Below are 16,826 nucleotides of genomic sequence, written 5' to 3' on the forward strand. Positions count from 1 at the left end.
CTTGAATTTCATTAAGGCTATTATCTATCTTCATCATCTGCTATTTAATGAGGTTTTCGTCAATACTGCCTAACTGAATGAAACAAACGGAAGTGAATTTCCTCAAATCGAATGATTTGTGGAAATTAATTTCTGGGGAAACCGAGCGTTTGACAATGAGAACCGGACGATCTTGTAAGCCTAGTAGCTTGCCAAGCGATCGAGTGATAAGGCTCTGGGCGAATTCAAGATCGTGAATTCGAATCGGGAAAGTGTTTGACTGGAGCAGATTGAAGCTTTCCGAATAGCCCCTCTGGCTGGCACCTAATTGCAAAGTCAGAGTTTGGAAGAGAGTTGATGTTACGGACATCTAATGACAACTTGGTCCTGGCGAATGCGATCAGTTGAAGTAAGCAAGAGGAACTGGTCGTGCAGTGATCCGCTTAAGATAAATGAAGCAAAATCAGAGTTTCTGGAAGAGGTGTGGAATACTGTGAAAAAAGAGTATCTAACTCGAGCGTACGATGAGCATCGGGCCGGTTGGTTTTTTGGCGAGGGTAATAAGAATAGATACGGCAAGAGAGGTATGACCATGGCCGAGCTTCTCGCAGCCCTAGCAGTATCAACAATGGTTCTTGTCACTGTAACAATAATTGCCTCGCTTTCTCTGAAGTCATCCGGTCAGGTTAGCGCCTCTATGGCCATAGATGAAGAGATTACAAAACTCCATACTTCTATGCGTTCTCTTGTGTCAAGGCAATGGACTCTGCTTGCGGGTGTCGCCGGACTTGAGGATGGCGTTGAAGGGGAAAATGATACTATCGAACTCATGCACAGTATTCCAGCAGAGAGTGTTCTTGAATGGTTGACAACGACTTCGACCATCACATATATTCCACTTGAGAAGAGAATTGTCCATGTTTTTCAGACCAGCACAGACGGGGCTGTAGCAACTAATACGATATCGAATCACGTTGACGCTTTTGAAGTAATTCCCATCGTTAATTTTCTCACTTACCAGGCTACTTTCACATACTATGACAATTCGGGAAGAGCAATTACGAGTCGCAAAGCGGAAGGGGCGGTGAGGTTCTATTAAGAAAGGATTCACTTTTGCCGAGACATTGATTGCCCTTGCAATTCTCGCAGGGTTTTTAACCATGGGATTTGCTCTGGTTATTGCTCACAAGAAAATGTCTATGGAGGTTAGCAGGGTTTCCGAGATTGAAGCGGTGGCAAACCTTGTTGGCGGTTTTATCAGGCAGGATAGAAGACTTCTGGATTGCAAAGACGAGGAGGAAGTTTCGAGCAGGCTCAGCGAGCTGATTGCTATCCTTAACGATGACTACATTTCCAATTCGGGTTTTGCAGGCACCGAAGTTTCGACAATTACTGGAGTTCCATTAATAGAAGATGATGAGATATATACAATCTCATTCAAACTGGCCGATAATCTGGCCAGAAGAGAGGAGGCCTACCATGTTGTGGTCTCGATACGATAGAAACAAAGGGTTTGCTCTTCCAATGACACTTATTCTCCTGACCTTTGGAGCCTTTGTTCTGTTTGCTGCAAGCACTCAACTGAACAGGACATCTCAGAAGATGAAGAACTACAAGACTTCTTCTAGCCTTCAGAACTATGCAACAAATGCTGTTGATACTGCTTCTCACATATTTCTTGAGAACATTGGCACTTATGATCTGGTTCCTTGGGACGGGGTAGAAGAATTCAAGTCGCACATTCTTGCCAGAGGAGGGGTAGAAAAGTATTACTGGCAGAGCTTCCTCGCAGACATAGATAGCTCGGTTGACTGTGCTAATCTTACTGAAGAGATACGGGCACTCTCGGCAGATCCAGGATTGGGAGGGGACGAGTACACGCTAGAAGCATATGTTTACCAGGTCGGTGGGCGCTATACGATCGTTGCTTCGGCTCAGATAGGAGGCAGGAAGGCCTATGCGCTGGGTTTGATCTCTTATGTTAGAGGCGGGCTTGTGATTCCTGCTATCCGCATGGCTGCATTGAACAGGACTCTCGCACTTATGAATGTGACAGGAGGTCATGGCAATCCGAAAGTCCATGGAGATCTAGTCTATGGGAGCGCGGTTGTGCTTAATGGATTGACGATAGACATGACTTCTACCAGTACACCGAGTGACATAATTACGGGAGGAGTCACGGGAGACTCATTGACTGTTTATGAAGATGGAGATGAGCTTGATCAGGAAGGCGTAAATGAGCTTCTCGAGAATTTCCCGGGCTGGTATACGCCTTCCGACCCAAACATTTCATCTGATGATGTTTATAACCAGTGGAAGGCCGAGTATGTGGAGCTTCTTCCCGATGCAAGTTATACAGTTGTTCTCAGCAAGGATCAAACGCTTTCGAGTGTGGATGAAAATGTGATGGTTGTCGTGAAGGCTCCAAGCAATGTCAGCGATCCTCAGTTTCAAGCAAGCTTTAGCGATGAGGGTTTGGAGATCTGCCTTGGCAATAATTGCCTTGAGATTCCCGAGTCACTGACTTCCTCTGCGACTCTATCTATACAGATTGCAGGAGATACTGTTTTTGGTAATGATCCCCACAAGATCAGTGAAGTTGTCGGTCATTATAACGTTTCCGTGCTTGGCAATGCGACAATCAACACGAACATCGTCTTGGACCATCAATATGATTATGTGAATAACGGAAATGGAAATTCACCTGTAGGAAACAAGACAAAGAAAGTCTCTGAAACGATTATCAGCAATATGCTCGGCGAGGAGAAAACCTCTTCGTTGATGCTCGCCACTATCGGTGGAGACATGATCCTTAAATTTGAGAAAGGAAACTCCACCCACGGAAACAAGTCGTTGATAGGTTCATTCTTCTCATGGAAAGATGAGGGGGAAGGCGGAGATATTCTATTTTCTGGAATAGAGAATCTTGATCACGGAAATGGTCACACTCCCCAGCTCTTCCTCTTTGGATCGCTCACAGCTTATTCCTTTGATCCAGATGGAGATGCAGATAATCTGGATTCCTTTGTTGCAGTTGCAGATTCTTGTGATTCTTCATCACCTGGAACAGGTAACGGAAGATTGTCACTCATTGGTATTCAGACCTGGTGAAATAGATTCGCATGAGAGAAGGAAGGCCCCGGTATCGCCGGGGCTTTTTGTTTCAACAAGATATTGTCATTCTCTAGTTCAAATAAGCTTCGAAGCCGTTTTCCATCAGGTCTGAGTACGTCGGAACATCTGTGTAGGTGAGCTCCGTGCCCATGAACATGTTGTAACCGTTGATCAGCGCTTCGACTGTAGCCAGATGCAGGCCGACCCGGTGTTTGAGAGGATACTTCTCATCGTAGAGCACATCGGCGTTTTCTCGCCACGTGTAATCGAAACCGGGATTAGGAGATTCAACAAGGAATGAAATACTTTCTGTGGCGTCTCCGATTTCTCTATGGCTAAGGCCCTTGAATCGTATATCGGACTCTTCGAGGTTCAACGAGACCCCGTAGTTGAATTCTATTTCCATCGTGGCGTATGCGCCAATCTCGAGCCCGCGCTGGTGACAGACAAGCATGTATGCCAGTCTGCCTCCCTGAACCTTATTTCCGTCAACAATGCTGTAGTTGTCTGGAGTATCGCTCTCATGCATGTCGAGGTTGAAATCGACCTTCTCGGTTCTTATCAGTTCAATTATTGCGAAGGCCAGCTTTTCGGTGGGGGTTCCGTCGGGTCGACCGGGGAAGTTTCTATTTAGATTTCTCGACTCATACCCCGGAAGTTCCTGTCCCGATTGATAATGGATGTAGACATCTGGATCGGGAACACCCTGATCTTCGATGTCGGTGTTTCTATCTCCATATACAAGGAAACGAGGCCCCGTCTTCGATTCGATTTGCAGGAAGTGGTCCGGCTGGTTTGGGTAGAATACGGTTCCTATCGAAGCCGCGCTGCTGTTGCCAAAAGGCAGAACAATTATCCTGCCGCTCTTTACCAAAGCGGTTTCAATGAATATTGTCGCAGCTACGGTTCCTGCGATTTCCATTGGATGAGTACCACCCATAAGCAGAAAAGTAGGCCCGGGCACTCCGCTGTCCATGTAGTAGACGGGAGTATCCATGTTCGTTCCCTTGAGAGGTTCGAAGTAATCCGAAAGCCATCCCGTGCTCGTTACGCCGTAACCTGCGCGAATATCAGGCCTGAAAAAATTTGCCATCGAAAATGACGCAACGAGAACCAGCATAAAGATGATAAGAATCTTTCTCATTTTCTATTACCTCCGATCGTTTGAAGAAAAGCAAGGGGCGCCAGGACTCTATCAGCTTGTACAATTACATTATCACGTTTTGAATTCTCAGTGTCAAGCCTTTTTACCTGTGGAATGTGCTCGAAAACGGTGATATCAAACGTCCTCATCGTTTCGCAGATGTGCGTCTGAACCATGTAGATTAGAAGACTGGATGTTGATTCTCTTCTTTGGAGTTATAGACTGTCTGATTTATTGACGCTGTCGAATTTCCTACTTATTCTGAAAACCGGCTTTCGCTTTCGATCTGCCCCGGCCCTGACTAACAGTAAGTATTGCTAAGGTAACTCTGACATTCTTGAATTGAGCTGTTTTTTTGCTATGGTCTTGAAAAGAAAAAACCAAGGAGTAATTCGGGGAGTTCTTAAGAAGAGTCTTCTCACAAAGACTGCCTATGGGTCCTTCTCATCAAAAAGCTGCAACTAACACCGAGAGTTAAGCTTGCTGTTGAAGTTTCTCCATCTGACCCATTCATGGAAAGCGTTCGAGAAGACACAGCTTAACCGTTTTAGGATCTACCGAAAGCGCCCGGCATGGAAAGAAAAAGCCCGGCCGAGAAGCCGGGGGTTAATAGGTGATGTTCTCTTTGATTTCCATCCGAAAAGTGATAACTGCCGGATACCTTTACAAAACGGGCGACTCTATTCAGTCTCGAATCCAGCTCCAACGCCGTTCATAAGTTCATAGAAGCCCGGGAAGGAGACCGAGACGCATTCGGCGTTGCCGATCTCCGCAACCCCGTCCGAGAAGAGCCCGGCGACTGCGAGGGACATAGCCACTCTGTGGTCGTCGTGGCTTTCGACCTTCGCTCCAGTTAGTTTCTTGCCGCCATGGATAGTCATTTCATGATCAGTATCCTCGATCGACGCTCCCATTTTCGAGAGCTCCCTCTTCATTACCTCGACTCTGTCGGTTTCTTTCACTCTTATGCTTTCTATTCCGGTCAATACGGTATCTCCCTCTGCGAAGCAGGCGGCAACTGAGAGAATGGGCAGAGCATCGGGAATGTCGGAACAGTCTATGGTGATTCCCCTGAGTCTGTTTCCCCCCCTGGCCTTTAGAGAGTTAGTAGCCCCGTCGAGAGTTACGTCTCCACCCATCTCCTTCAGGATATCTACGATTACAGAGTCTCCCTGGCTTCCGGACAGATCTAGATCCTCTATCACAATCTCGGAATCGGTAACCAGCGCCGCTACGAGTGGGAATGCAACGGATTCCCAGTCGCTTGGTATTGAGGTTTCGACTGTTCTGTATTCCTGGGGGCCTTCCACTTCGAAGAAGCTGTAGTTCTTCTCGTCGTATTCGATTTTTATTCCGTGTTCGGTCATCCAGTCCACAGTCATTTGGAGATAAGGTCTCTCTATGGCTTTTTGGACTTCGATTCTTGTTTTGCCATTTATTCTCGCGGAGGCCAGAAGCATCCCGGAAATGTATTGGGACATCTTTCCGCCAAAGACGATCGTGCCGGCCTTCATTGGGCCTTTTATTATTACAGGAGCTGCATTGCTGTTTATCCTCGTGGTGACGGCGAAGGCTCCCAGATCTCTCATCGCCTCCAACAGCTTTCCCACGGGCCTCCTACGTATCTGGTAATCACCCGTCAAAACGACGTAATCGTTCAGAGTTCCGGAGATCGCCGTGGCGAAGTAATAGGTCGTCCCGGAATTGCCGCAGTCGATCACATCGTCGGGAACTTTCAAACCATCCTGAGAGCTCTGGATCGTCCACACTCCCTTTTCGATCTTCACATCCGATCCAAAAGCCCTTGCTGCTCTTGTCGCCGAAAGGCAGTCTTCACTGGGAAGAGGGTTCTTTATGGTTGAGAGCCCGTTTGCCATTGTGGCGATGAGGACCGCTCTTATTGTGTGGCTCTTTGAACCGGGTACGGAGAGCCTCCCTGAGAGGTTATGCCTGGAAGCAAAGGCTATCATTTTCATTCCTCCTGTCCTTTGCCAGACCTTCTGGAGAAAAGCTTCCTCAATCCGGTCTTGACAAACTTGAAATTTGAAAACAGCGATATTAGTATGAAGGCTATCAGTATGAGACTGATCGGTCTGGAGATCATGGAGATAATCAGATTATCACCGGCTGAGGCCAGTGAAACCGCTCTTCTAAAATTGGAATCCATCAGCGATCCCAGCACTATACCGAGCACCATGGGAGCCACCGAGTATCCCTTCCTTCTCATAACGAATCCAATCAGACCAAAGATGGCCATAATTAGAACATCGAAAACACTTGAATTTATCGCATAAGCACCGATTATACACAAGATTGCAACCACTGGAAGCAGGATCTTCTTCGGAATCAGCACCATTCTTGCCATTAGAGGTGCCACACCGATTCCGAGAGCAATTATCGATAGAGATCCAATTATTCCAGCAGCCAGTATTACGTAGAAGAGGTCAGGAGTCTGCGTGAAAAGCAGGGGTCCGGGCCTCAAACCATGAACGTACATTGCAGACAAGAGAACGGCGGTAACCGCATCTCCAGGGACGGCAAGTGTCAGCATAGGTATGAGTGCTCCACCTATACAGGCGTTGTTTGCAGACTCACTGGCAACTATCCCTTCGATTGCCCCCTCGCCAAACGGAACTTCAGGTTTTCTGACCGTCTTTTTCGCCTGATCATAAGCGATAAGAGCGGCAACGGGGCCGCCCGTTCCTGGTAATGCACCTATAAATGTTCCAATCAAAGACGCTTGAATCGAAAGTGGAATGTGCCTCGTCAGCTCTCTGAAACTAACTTTCTCCTTTCCCAGTTTTCCGGCTATCGGTTCGAGTGAGCGCTGCCCTATCTGAATCAGGATCTCCGAGAAGCCAAAGAGTCCAATCAGTGCAGCTATTAGAGAGATACCTGCCTGAAGCCTCATCGAGCCGAATGTGAATCTAGGTGTACCCATAATCGGATCGATTCCGATCAAGCTTATGATGACTCCCAAGGCCGCACTGATCAATCCTTTGAGGAAGTTCTTTGAAGTCAAGGATCCGACAGTTGTAAGGCCGAACAGAGCAAGTAGGAAGTAATCCATGGGCGAGAACTGTAGGGCTATCTTTGTAACTGGTTTTGCGAGCAAGGCTAGCATGATCAGACCGAACATTGTCCCAAAAAACGAGTAGAAAGTGGCTACCCGCAAAGCCTTTTTTGCTTGCCCCTTCATGGTCATGGGAAAGCCATCAAGAGTAGTTGCGACAGAACCGGGAGCACCGGGGATGTTGATCAGTATGGCCGATATCGCCCCGGAGAAGACTCCGACGACATACACTCCCATCATGAGGGCCATCGCATCGTTGACAGCCCATGTAAAAGTTACCGAAACCAGAATTGCGGTGGCCATTGTGACGGAAAGCCCCGGCATTGCTCCAACGATAAGCCCGGCAAAGGCACCAACAAATACCAGGAAAATGAACCTGAGATCTATCGCAGCAAGTATCTGTTCAATCATATGCACATCACCTTCTCAAGGCAGGTAGACACTCAGTAGAACACCGAAGGCGTAATATAGACTAAGAGTAGTCCCCACAGAGATTATCCCTAGCAGCCACCAACGCTTTTCTCCAAGGAGGAGCAGCATAAGGGCCAGGTAAGGAATTGAAATAGCAATGAAGCCAATCATCGGAAGAAGCCAGACATATATGAACGTCAGTGCCATTGAAATCGTTATCCTAAGCCAATCAACCTTATCAAAACCACCCGATTTGAAACTCTTGCTTCTTACCGCCTGGAATATCAGAGATATCGCAAGCACAAGAAGTATTACTCCCATGATCAATGGGAAGAGACCGGGCGCAAGCGACCAGGAACCGTAAGGGTTCATTCCCGCCGATACTACAATTATGAAGACGGCGATTACTGCAAAGAAAGCCCCCTCGAGTATCTGAAAATTTAGACTACCGCTCGTTTTCTCTTTCATAGTAACCTCCAAAGACGGTAGACACGAGGTCTACCGTCGATAGATAGATTAGAATCTTTCTATTCCGAAGTCTGCAGGACTATTGGGAGCTACACCGGCGTCATATAGAAGCCACGTGACGATCGAGGTCCAGCGATTCCAGTATTCGATTACTGCATCGCCCTGAACGTCATGCATTCTGGTGTAGAAGCTCGCCTCGGTGAATTCGATCCATCCGGGATCCTGAACTGCCTTCTGCGCGGCTTCGAGAATAACCTGTTTGATCTCGGGCGGAGTTCCTTCCTTTACGAGAATGCAGTTCGGGAATGTCAAAGGCAGGTAGCGCGCCATTTCGGGAATTGCGTCCGCTATTGGAGGAACATCTGGAATGGCAGGAGATCTCTCGCCCTTTGTGTAGACTGCAAGGGCTCTCAGATCACCGGTTTTCAAGTAATCTAGAACCGTACCGATGTTTCCAAAGGTGAAATCAACCTGACCGCTTATTGTTGCGAGCATCGAGGGACTTCCTCCACCAAATGGTGTCATCGACACATCAAGACCTACCTCTTTCAGAAGTAGTCCCTGTATATGACCGCTTGCACCGGGACCGGAGTAGGACATCTTGATCTTTCCGGGGTTCTCCTTGATTGCCGCGACAAGCTCATCCATGGTCTGGAACTGTGAATTTCCCGGTACAACAACCACTTTCATGTCTTCAACATTCATGATGATGCCTTCAAAGTTGTCGAAACCCAGTTTCCCGGTACCCATAACCCTGAAGACTCCTGGAGTCTCGGCAGACAAAAGAAGCGTATAGCCATCGGCAGGTTTCGAGTACACAAAGTCCGTTCCAATAGCTCCAGAGGCGCCCGCCTGGTTCAGTACAATCACCGAAACACCAAGCTGCTTTTCAAGATAAGGTGCCAATGCCCTTCCCACTCTGTCGGTAATACCGCCGGCCGCCCACGGGATAACTAAAGTAACGGCTCTTGTTGGATATGATGCAAGAATCGAGACTGCAATAACAAGAACTAGCGAAAACAGAAGAACTTTCTTCACTACCATCCACCTCCTCGGAATCGGAAAACGTTTGCCATTTGAGAATATATAGATTATACTTTATTGCATGGCAAAATTCGAAATTCAAATATCTCACAATTGATTATTCCCTAACTCTTAATGTATAATGTTTACAAGCAAGAAGGAAGAAACTGCTTTTTTCCTCAAAGAAGAGATTCTCAATCTTTTCTCCGGGATCGGGCGGCATTAATGACAACGGTTTGAGAGAAGTCAGATGGTTTTTTGCAGTTTTAGGAAAAGGTTTTCCAGATTTTTGGAGGCAGAATTATGAACAAAAACGAATCTGTTTTATCGACCTCTGGCAGCAAACTTTCGATATACGCTCTGCTTGTATCGGCGTATTTCTTTTCTTACTTCTTTAGAGTCTCGGCCTCTGTGAGCCTTCCAATAGTCTCGGCGGAATGGGGAATGAGCGCTTCCCTTGTGGGCTTCATATCCAGTCTGTATTTCTATGCGTATGCCTTCATGCAGCCCATCAGCGGAGCGCTGAACGACAGATTTGGCCCACTAAGAATTGTCTCCTTCGGTATGCTTACATCTGGAATTGGAGCTCTTCTCTTTGGCTTTGCCGCGAATCCTGTGTTGCTCGGCACGGGCAGGTTACTGACTGGACTGGGCCTCGCGCCGATGCTCTCCGGAGTTCTCGTCTTTCAGTCGCACTCATTTCACAGGGACAAGTACTCTTTTTTCTCCGGCATAACCTATACTCTCGGAAATTTCGGAGCGGTGATTTCCGTTGCCCCGCTCGCCTTTGCTCTCGATCGTTTCGGAAGAAGAAACGTTTTCATATTGCTTGCAGTTCTTAACTTTGTTCTTGCGGCCTCGCTGATAATTCTGAGGAGAAGAGACCCCGTGACAACTGCAGGCAACACGACTGAGAGAAGCAGTTTCATTGACAACTTGAAGGATTCGTTCAGAAAGATCTTCAAGTCGCGACGACTGAAGTTGATGTTGATACTGTGGGGGACTTCTTTTGGCTCTTTGATGGCTTTGCAGGGACTCTGGGCCGTTACATGGTACCAGTCGGCGTACGGTGTTTCGTACGGAACGGCCAGTCTTTGGTCTACGCTGATAAGCATCGGGGTAATGGTAGGTAATTTCGCTGGGGCATATATAGCAAGACCAGCAAGGCTGAGGCTGACTGCAATTATCGTCTCATGTGTATCTTACGGAGCAGCGTGGATTGTATTCTGGTTGTCTATGAAGAGCCAGTTGCCAATTCCCGTGCCTGGGATCGTTGGATTTTTCCTAGGTTTCTGTGCAGGCGTCACCTACGACCATCTTACTGCCGGAGTGAACGATCTGGCTATGAAAGGGCGAGGAGGCTCGCTCTTTGGAGGAATGAATCTCTTCACTTTCATATCGGTGATCATATTTCAGTCTGGAACGGGATTTCTAGTTCAGCGTTTCTCATCATCCGGTGGAGCTGAAGCGCAAATAAGGGCATTCAATTCGACTTTTGGGATAGTGACATTGCTGGTTATAATAAGTCTAGTAGCGCTACCTTTTCTGAAATCTTTTTCCGAGCAGAGAGGTGATGTACTGTAAAAAAGAGTGACAGGATTACGATAAAGCAGGTTGCTGATTACGCCGGTCTCTCGGCGGCAACGGTATCGAGGGTTATCAACGGTTCGAGACCAGTGAGAGAGGATCTTCAAACCAGGGTTTGGGAGGCCGTAAAGAAGCTCAACTACAGGCCCAACGTTGCCGCAAGATTCATGAAAGGCCAGACGACCAACACGATAGGAATGCTCGTGCCGGATGTTTCACACCCCTTTTTCAGTGCTATGATTGCCGGGGCGATCTTGAAGGCCCAGGAAATAGAGCACGTGATAATCATTTCGACTGCCGATGGAAAGAGAGAGATCGAAAAGGCTGCGATAGACAGCCTTGCAAGGACCGTCGTGGATGGCCTCATCTATTGTCCGGTCTCCACGGGAGACCCGCTTCCCGAAATAGAGAGTTTCAAAGATCTCCCGATAGTGGTTGTAGGAAGAAGAAATGTCTTTGAATCGAAGCCCCACGTCTATACCGACAACGTGAAAGGTGGCTATCTTGCCACTCGTTACCTCTTGAGACTCGACAGAAAGAGAGTAGGATTTCTCGCTGGCTTCTGGTCAACCCCCTGTACTGTAGACAATATAAGAGAAGTGGCTTCCAGCAAAGAGGCTGGCAAATACACTACCCTCGACAGATATACGGGATACAGGAGGGCGCTTGATGAAGAGGGCATAGAATACGATCCTTCTCTCGTAGTGTTGTGCGGATACAGTTACGAGGCAGGTTATGAAGCGGCAAGAGAGTTGCTGGAGAGAATGATCGAGGTCGATTCGGTCATCGCCGCGAACGACCTGGTTGCTGCCGGGGTGATAGCCTTCTTCACGGATCAGGGCGTGAATGTTCCCGATCAGATCTCGGTGGTAGGCTACGACAACAACCTGATTGCTCCTATAACGATTCCCACTCTCACATCTGTCGACCAGGATCCCAGAACCCTGGGGTCGGAATCGGTCGTTGCTCTATCGAAGATACTGTCCGGAAAGAAAGTCTCTGACACTATTATCGATGTCAAGCTTACGATAAGAAACTCCACAAGTGTAATGCATCACTGATTTCTCATTTGATCGAGTATCTTTCACGAAAAACTCTAGATCCCCTTGATAGATATGTCTGAAGAAGCCAAATAAACAAAGCCTTCTCACCAACGCATGGAACGCTTATTGCGCTTACCATTTACCCGCTCGCACTGTGCTCATCAAGTGAGTTAGCTGAGCTTCGAAAGACCCCGATGAGATCCAACTCATATAATTGTCAGTCAAAGCTGGAAAGAGGTGATTGATTTGTATGGAAGAGCTGTAGAGTTTCCATCTTCTGGAAGCTGGATAAATGTAGAGCGACCTCTGACTCTAGAGGATCTCAAAGGGTATGTTGTGCTGTTTGATTTCTGGACATACTGCTGCATAAACTGTATTCATGTGATCCCGGACCTCAAGTGGCTGGAAGAGAAGTACAATGACAGTCCTTTTCTTGTTATCGGCGTCCACTCAGCGAAGTTTGAGAATGAACGTGAAGAGAGGAGTATTAGAGCCGCTGTCGAGCGTTATGAAATAGAGCATCCAGTTCTTATCGACAACGAGTATTACCTTTGGGACAGGTATGTGGTTCGCGCCTGGCCGTCCTACGTCTTGATCGGACCCGACGGAAAGATTTTGTCAAAAACCTCGGGCGAGGGCAAGCGAGATTACCTCTCAAATGAGATTTCCAAAGCTCTCGAGAGTGGGAAGATGAGAGGGATTTTGAGCAACGAGAGAATTCCGCTCACGCCAAAGGCGTACAAGAGAGATTCGACACTTTCATTTCCGGGGAAGATTGCTTTTGGGGATTCAAAAACGATGTTTATTAGCGATTCTAACAACGATCGGATACTCCTAACGGAGCTTATCTCTCCTTTCGAAGCAAAGATAGTCGATCAGATCGGAGGCTGGAGTAGCGGCTTCGGAGATGGGACTTTCGAAGAAGCGCGCCTTGACAAGCCTCAGGGCATGGTCTATTCAGAGGGTGTACTCTACATAGCCGATACAGAGAACCATGCAATAAGAAAAGCCGATCTAATAGAAAGAAATCTAAGGACGATCTCGGGAGACGGTCTTCAGGGATTTAGCTGGCATTTCAGCGGTGAAGCATCTAAGGCGCGGCTTAACTCCCCATGGGATCTCCAATCAGACGGAAGGTACCTCTATATAGCAATGGCCGGAATGCACCAGATCTGGAGACTTGATTTGAAGGAGAACACAATTCGTTCATTCGCAGGCAGTGGGGCCGAGAATATCGTAGACGGTTCGCTGAGTGATGCTAATTTTGCGCAGCCCAGCGGAATATACCTGGATGGCAGGAGTCTTTATGTTGCCGACTCGGAAGTTTCAGGGATAAGGTATGTTGATCTCGGAGCGGAAAAGGTTCACACGGTTGCCGGGAGCGGACTCTTCTCATTCGGTCATATCGACGGGATCCTCCAAAGGGCCTTGTTCCAGCATCCGCTGGGCATTCACGGCAATGGTAGATTTCTGTACATTGCCGACACCTACAATCACGCGATAAGAAAGATTGATCTGGGAATCAGGCGTGTCGAGACGATAATCAAGAATCTAGGAGAGGGAACCTGCACACTGGATGGAGAAAAGTGCTCTACTCTCGGTCTTTTCGAACCGAACGATGTCAAATACAATAGCGGGCTGTTGTACATAGCCGACACGAATAATCACTTGATACGAGTTTTCGACGGGAAGGAACTGGTCGAGTTAGTTATTGGTTGATTCGCAGGAGGCCTTCTCAGGTCAACCGTCAACAGTCCACCGTCCTCCGAAAAAGAAGAAGAACCAGAGCAGAAGTGAGGCCGACTTCGTCGGGAAGTAATGCTCGCTTGCGCGAGGAAGAATAAAACAATAGACGCAAGGCTGGGCAAGAACGGCCCAGGTCGCAATGCCGGCCAAGAACATGCCGGGACGCAAGGCTGGCGAAGATCACGCCAGGTCGCAAGGCTGCCTTCGGCAGGAGGCTGTTTTGAAGCCAGTCTGCTGCGCAGGCCAGTCAGGCTCCGCCTGGCCAGTCTCGCCTTTGGCGAGGCCAGCTCCGGCTACGCCGGGCAAACTAAGACCGTTGAGAAAGAGCGTTGTGGAGAGGTTCGCTGCGCTCACGAGAGAAGAGAGAGAGAGAGAAGAAACCAGTAAGATTGGTGATGAAACTTACGCTGATTCGCAGGAAACCTCTCAGGTCAACTGTCAACAGTCCACCGTCCTTCGAGAAGAGCACACACCCCACCGCAAGCGGTCCCCCCCGCTCGAGCGGGGATTAAAGAGCCGGACTTTTTGAAGAACATGCCGGGACGCAAGGCTGGCGAAGATCACGCCAGGTCGCAAGGCTGCCTTCGGCAGGAGTCGGTTTTGAAGCCAGTCTGCTGCGCAGGCCAGTCACCTTTGGTGGCAAGTCTCGCCTTCGGCGAGGCCAGCTCCGGCTACGCCGGCCAAACTAAGACCGTTGAGAAAGAGCGTTGTGGAGAGGTTCGCTGCGCTCACGAGAGAAGAGAGAGAGAGAAGAAACCAGTAAGATTGGTGATGAAACTTACGCTGATTCGCAGGAAACCTCTCAGGTCAACCGTCACGGGTTCACCGTCCTCCGAGAAGAGCACACACCCCACCGCAAGCGGTCCCCCCCGCTCGAGCGGGGATTTAGAAGCCGTCCTTGGTCCTTCGTCCAATAGCATGGACCCGTCCTTCGAAAGAGCAGGAAGAACAGATCCTCGCTCTGGAACGAAGAACAGATTCCCTCGTCTAACGGCGAACCTTCAACGGCGAACCGTTCAACGATGAACCATTTTCCTTTTGCTCTTACGAACCTCGAACCACCAACCTCCGACCCCGGCCTTTTTTACAACTCACAACTCGGAACTTGCAACTGATCTTTTGCTCTTTCCTACCCCCTACCTGCTAACCCCAACCTCGGTTTTCAAAGATCAGATCCCGGATCAAGTCCGGGATGACAATGTGAGAGGCTTGAGAAAGTGCAATGTCCACGGGATGAAGGCCTAGATAGCATTGAGGATCTTGATGGGTCACTTACTTCTGTTTGCCAGACTCTAGACCCGAGACCCCAGACCCGCTGTCAATCTTGTCTCTACCTGCTAGTCCCAACCCAGGTCTTTGATTGATAGTACCCTTCTGCTATGCTTGGAAAGGCTGCTGCCTCAGTTGCTTTGCACATGCAAAGAGTCTTCTCCGCTGAAAGAACCAGATGAGTTCTTGATAACCATATGCTCATGGATGAGAGAAATCAAGTATGTTGGCACGGTGTTGCATCAAGACACTCGACCATAATTGCGGAGAGTGAAAAAATATGAGAGAAGAGTATTCTAGACATTACAGAAGAAGGGGTTTTTCACTAGTAGAATTGCTGATTGTTCTCTCAGTTGTCGCTGCCCTTATTGCCGTCATCGCTCCCATAGGAACGAATGTACTGCGTAGATCTGCGGCCGTTTCCGCTGCAAGAGATCTCAAAACGCTCTCGAATGCTTTGTCAAATAGGATCTATCTGGATGGAGAGTTGCCTGATTCGATCAAAGAACTCGGGAGAAATATCGACTCAACTTCGTTTGGGGCTGCTTGGAAGCAGAATGAAGACGGTGAATACAGCTACTTTGTCTTCACAAACCGCGAAGTTGATTTCGAGAGTGTGTCGGAGATTCTCACAGATTCAAGGCAGGGAGTTCCTTTCGGAATAGATGATTATGCCTTCCTTGAAGACGGTTTAGAAGAAGACTCGTTGTACTCAGAAGTGATCTATTACAGCCTTTTAGGACCGGATTCGGTGGCTCCCCTTACGGAATTCGGATCGAGTTTTGAGGAGATAAGCAGTGGTTTAATTCAACTCATTATGGATTTTTTTGAAAACCGTGGAAGCTATCCCAGAGATTGGGCCGACTACAGATACGATGATCTTGGTCTTGACAAGGCTTCCTGGACACCTCCAGTTGACGGGGTGCTTTACAAACCTTCGGGAAGACTTCTAAGAGTAATACCTGATTCCGACCACAAGTTCATCTTCAACTTTCTCGATTCGTCTGATAAGTTTGAACTTACGAGCAGTTACAACTGGGACCTAATATTCAATATTGGAGATGATTCTTCTGATACCGGGCACTGGTACCTAAACTCTATAGAAGGAAGGAAAGTCGACATCTCGACCCTAAGAATTGTTAAGGTAAAGTAATTGGAGGAAGTATGACTGACCGGGAAGTCTGCCGGTTTGCTGTTGTTCTTTGTGTGCAAGAAGACCACTCAGATATTTCTTGCAGTTCTGTGAGTAGCGTGAAGAGGTTTTCCTAAGATATCTTCTTGTGTGTTATGTTGAAAGTTCGCTTTCTGGCAATGTGTTCTATGTCGAGGTTTCCAGATAATGATCTCGAATTCTTCGTGAATATCTGGAACGAGCTGTTTCTGGCGTCAATGTTCATCTTCTCGGACGAAAAGATGACGGTTCCCGTTGCACTGAACCCCTTCATCTCAAAGGCAGGTATAAGCTGGGATGTCTTAAGCGCGGGACTTGTGCTCTCTCTATTACCGACGATGATAGTGCTCGCCTTTGCCCAGCCTTGCGTCCGCCGATGCTTTCCAGCGCATTGCATCTTATGTTTTTTTCTTCTTCCTTCAGCAAAGTGGCTCCTTAATGGTCATAAGGTCCTTTGTTGCGCCCTTTTGCTCTTGATCTTAAATCCCCGCTTGAGCCTGACCCACTCTTCCGCTTTTGCCTTACCCTAGACCTAACAACCCCAGACCCGGCTATTCTGAACGTGATCTGCTTTTTCTCCTTGCTCTTTGAAGTCTCGAAGATGGTTTTTCTCGAAGCGGAGCTCTCCCCATTAATCTCTCCCGATCTTGCATTCAGTCCTTCTGAGACACTCTCCGCCACTACGTGGTCCTCCTTCCTCAAGGGAGGATTTGAGAGCAGGATCATCAAGAGCCAGGTAAAGCATGTATTGTCAAGGGGGAAGAGAGACCATACGATCTCTAATTAACACCCTAACTT

Annotated in this window: 15 protein-coding genes and 1 pseudogene; 9 read left to right on the top strand and 7 right to left on the bottom strand. The window is 48.0% G+C overall.

The window, feature by feature from the left end; all coding sequences use genetic code 11:
* The first annotated feature begins 373 nt into the window (after positions 1-373).
* The 4 genes and pseudogenes from Y697_RS06870 (at position 374) to Y697_RS06880 (ending at position 3,090) form a co-directional block, all read left to right on the top strand.
* The gene (locus tag Y697_RS06870) at positions 374-1,078 is read left to right on the top strand and encodes a hypothetical protein (protein ID WP_147433190.1); all 705 of its coding nucleotides are present in this window, start codon (positions 374-376) and stop codon (positions 1,076-1,078) included.
* Positions 1,074-1,139, top strand: a pseudogene (locus tag Y697_RS15145) (prepilin-type N-terminal cleavage/methylation domain-containing protein); the annotation flags it as partial. The gene Y697_RS06870 and the pseudogene Y697_RS15145, both read left to right, overlap by 5 nt.
* Complete coding sequence (locus Y697_RS06875; protein WP_259462356.1) at positions 1,140-1,481, top strand: hypothetical protein; 342 nt, start codon at positions 1,140-1,142, stop codon at positions 1,479-1,481. It abuts the pseudogene before it with no gap.
* On the top strand, positions 1,459-3,090 hold the full coding sequence (locus Y697_RS06880; RefSeq protein ID WP_121550911.1) for a hypothetical protein: 1,632 nt from the start codon (positions 1,459-1,461) through the stop codon (positions 3,088-3,090). Before Y697_RS06875 ends, Y697_RS06880 begins: the two co-directional genes overlap by 23 nt.
* A gap of 73 nt (positions 3,091-3,163) precedes the next feature.
* Here the strand turns inward: Y697_RS06880 and Y697_RS06885 are convergent, their stop codons facing one another.
* From Y697_RS06885 to Y697_RS06905, 5 genes are all read right to left on the bottom strand, one after another.
* Positions 3,164-4,237, bottom strand: a complete 1,074-nt coding sequence (locus Y697_RS06885; protein WP_121550912.1) for a succinylglutamate desuccinylase/aspartoacylase family protein — start codon at positions 4,235-4,237, stop codon at positions 3,164-3,166.
* A 680-nt stretch (positions 4,238-4,917) separates the two neighbouring features.
* Complete coding sequence (gene aroA / locus Y697_RS06890) at positions 4,918-6,213, bottom strand: 3-phosphoshikimate 1-carboxyvinyltransferase (RefSeq protein ID WP_121550913.1); 1,296 nt, start codon at positions 6,211-6,213, stop codon at positions 4,918-4,920.
* Positions 6,210-7,721, bottom strand: a complete 1,512-nt coding sequence (locus tag Y697_RS06895; protein ID WP_121550914.1) for a tripartite tricarboxylate transporter permease — start codon at positions 7,719-7,721, stop codon at positions 6,210-6,212. Before Y697_RS06895 ends, aroA begins: the two co-directional genes overlap by 4 nt.
* Positions 7,722-7,736: 15 nt before the next feature.
* The gene (locus tag Y697_RS06900; RefSeq protein ID WP_121550915.1) at positions 7,737-8,189 is read right to left on the bottom strand and encodes a tripartite tricarboxylate transporter TctB family protein; all 453 of its coding nucleotides are present in this window, start codon (positions 8,187-8,189) and stop codon (positions 7,737-7,739) included.
* 48 nt (positions 8,190-8,237) lie between these two features.
* Positions 8,238-9,227 (bottom strand): tripartite tricarboxylate transporter substrate binding protein, encoded by a 990-nt coding sequence (locus tag Y697_RS06905; protein WP_121550916.1) that lies wholly within the window; start codon positions 9,225-9,227, stop codon positions 8,238-8,240.
* Between the two features lie 288 nt (positions 9,228-9,515).
* Between Y697_RS06905 and Y697_RS06910 the strand changes: the two genes are divergently transcribed.
* The 3 genes from Y697_RS06910 to Y697_RS06920 all read left to right on the top strand — a co-directional run bounded on the left by Y697_RS06910 (position 9,516) and on the right by Y697_RS06920 (position 13,561).
* Entirely contained in the window at positions 9,516-10,796 is a 1,281-nt protein-coding gene (locus tag Y697_RS06910) for an MFS transporter (RefSeq protein ID WP_121550917.1), read from the top strand.
* Positions 10,797-10,816: 20 nt separating this feature from the next.
* Positions 10,817-11,860, top strand: a complete 1,044-nt coding sequence (locus Y697_RS06915; RefSeq protein ID WP_259462364.1) for a LacI family DNA-binding transcriptional regulator — start codon at positions 10,817-10,819, stop codon at positions 11,858-11,860.
* Positions 11,861-12,088: 228 nt separating this feature from the next.
* Positions 12,089-13,561, top strand: coding sequence for a thioredoxin-like domain-containing protein (locus Y697_RS06920; protein WP_409071769.1), 1,473 nt, complete (start codon positions 12,089-12,091; stop codon positions 13,559-13,561).
* Between the two features lie 207 nt (positions 13,562-13,768).
* Here the strand turns inward: Y697_RS06920 and Y697_RS14635 are convergent, their stop codons facing one another.
* A complete protein-coding gene (locus Y697_RS14635; RefSeq protein WP_183083749.1) occupies positions 13,769-13,942 on the bottom strand; it encodes a hypothetical protein in 174 nt (57 codons plus the stop codon).
* Between the two features lie 1,195 nt (positions 13,943-15,137).
* Here Y697_RS14635 and Y697_RS06935 point away from each other — a divergent pair.
* Entirely contained in the window at positions 15,138-16,010 is an 873-nt protein-coding gene (locus tag Y697_RS06935; RefSeq protein WP_121550921.1) for a type II secretion system protein, read from the top strand.
* A gap of 112 nt (positions 16,011-16,122) precedes the next feature.
* On the opposite strand, the gene Y697_RS14640 is transcribed toward Y697_RS06935, so the two are convergent.
* Complete coding sequence (locus tag Y697_RS14640; RefSeq protein ID WP_183083750.1) at positions 16,123-16,302, bottom strand: hypothetical protein; 180 nt, start codon at positions 16,300-16,302, stop codon at positions 16,123-16,125.
* 306 nt (positions 16,303-16,608) lie between these two features.
* Here Y697_RS14640 and Y697_RS14645 point away from each other — a divergent pair, with 306 nt between their 5' ends.
* On the top strand, positions 16,609-16,815 hold the full coding sequence (locus Y697_RS14645) for a hypothetical protein (protein ID WP_183083751.1): 207 nt from the start codon (positions 16,609-16,611) through the stop codon (positions 16,813-16,815).
* The last annotated feature ends 11 nt before the right edge of the window (positions 16,816-16,826 follow it).

The organism is Mesotoga sp. BH458_6_3_2_1, from assembly GCF_003664995.1.
Taxonomy (GTDB): domain Bacteria; phylum Thermotogota; class Thermotogae; order Petrotogales; family Kosmotogaceae; genus Mesotoga.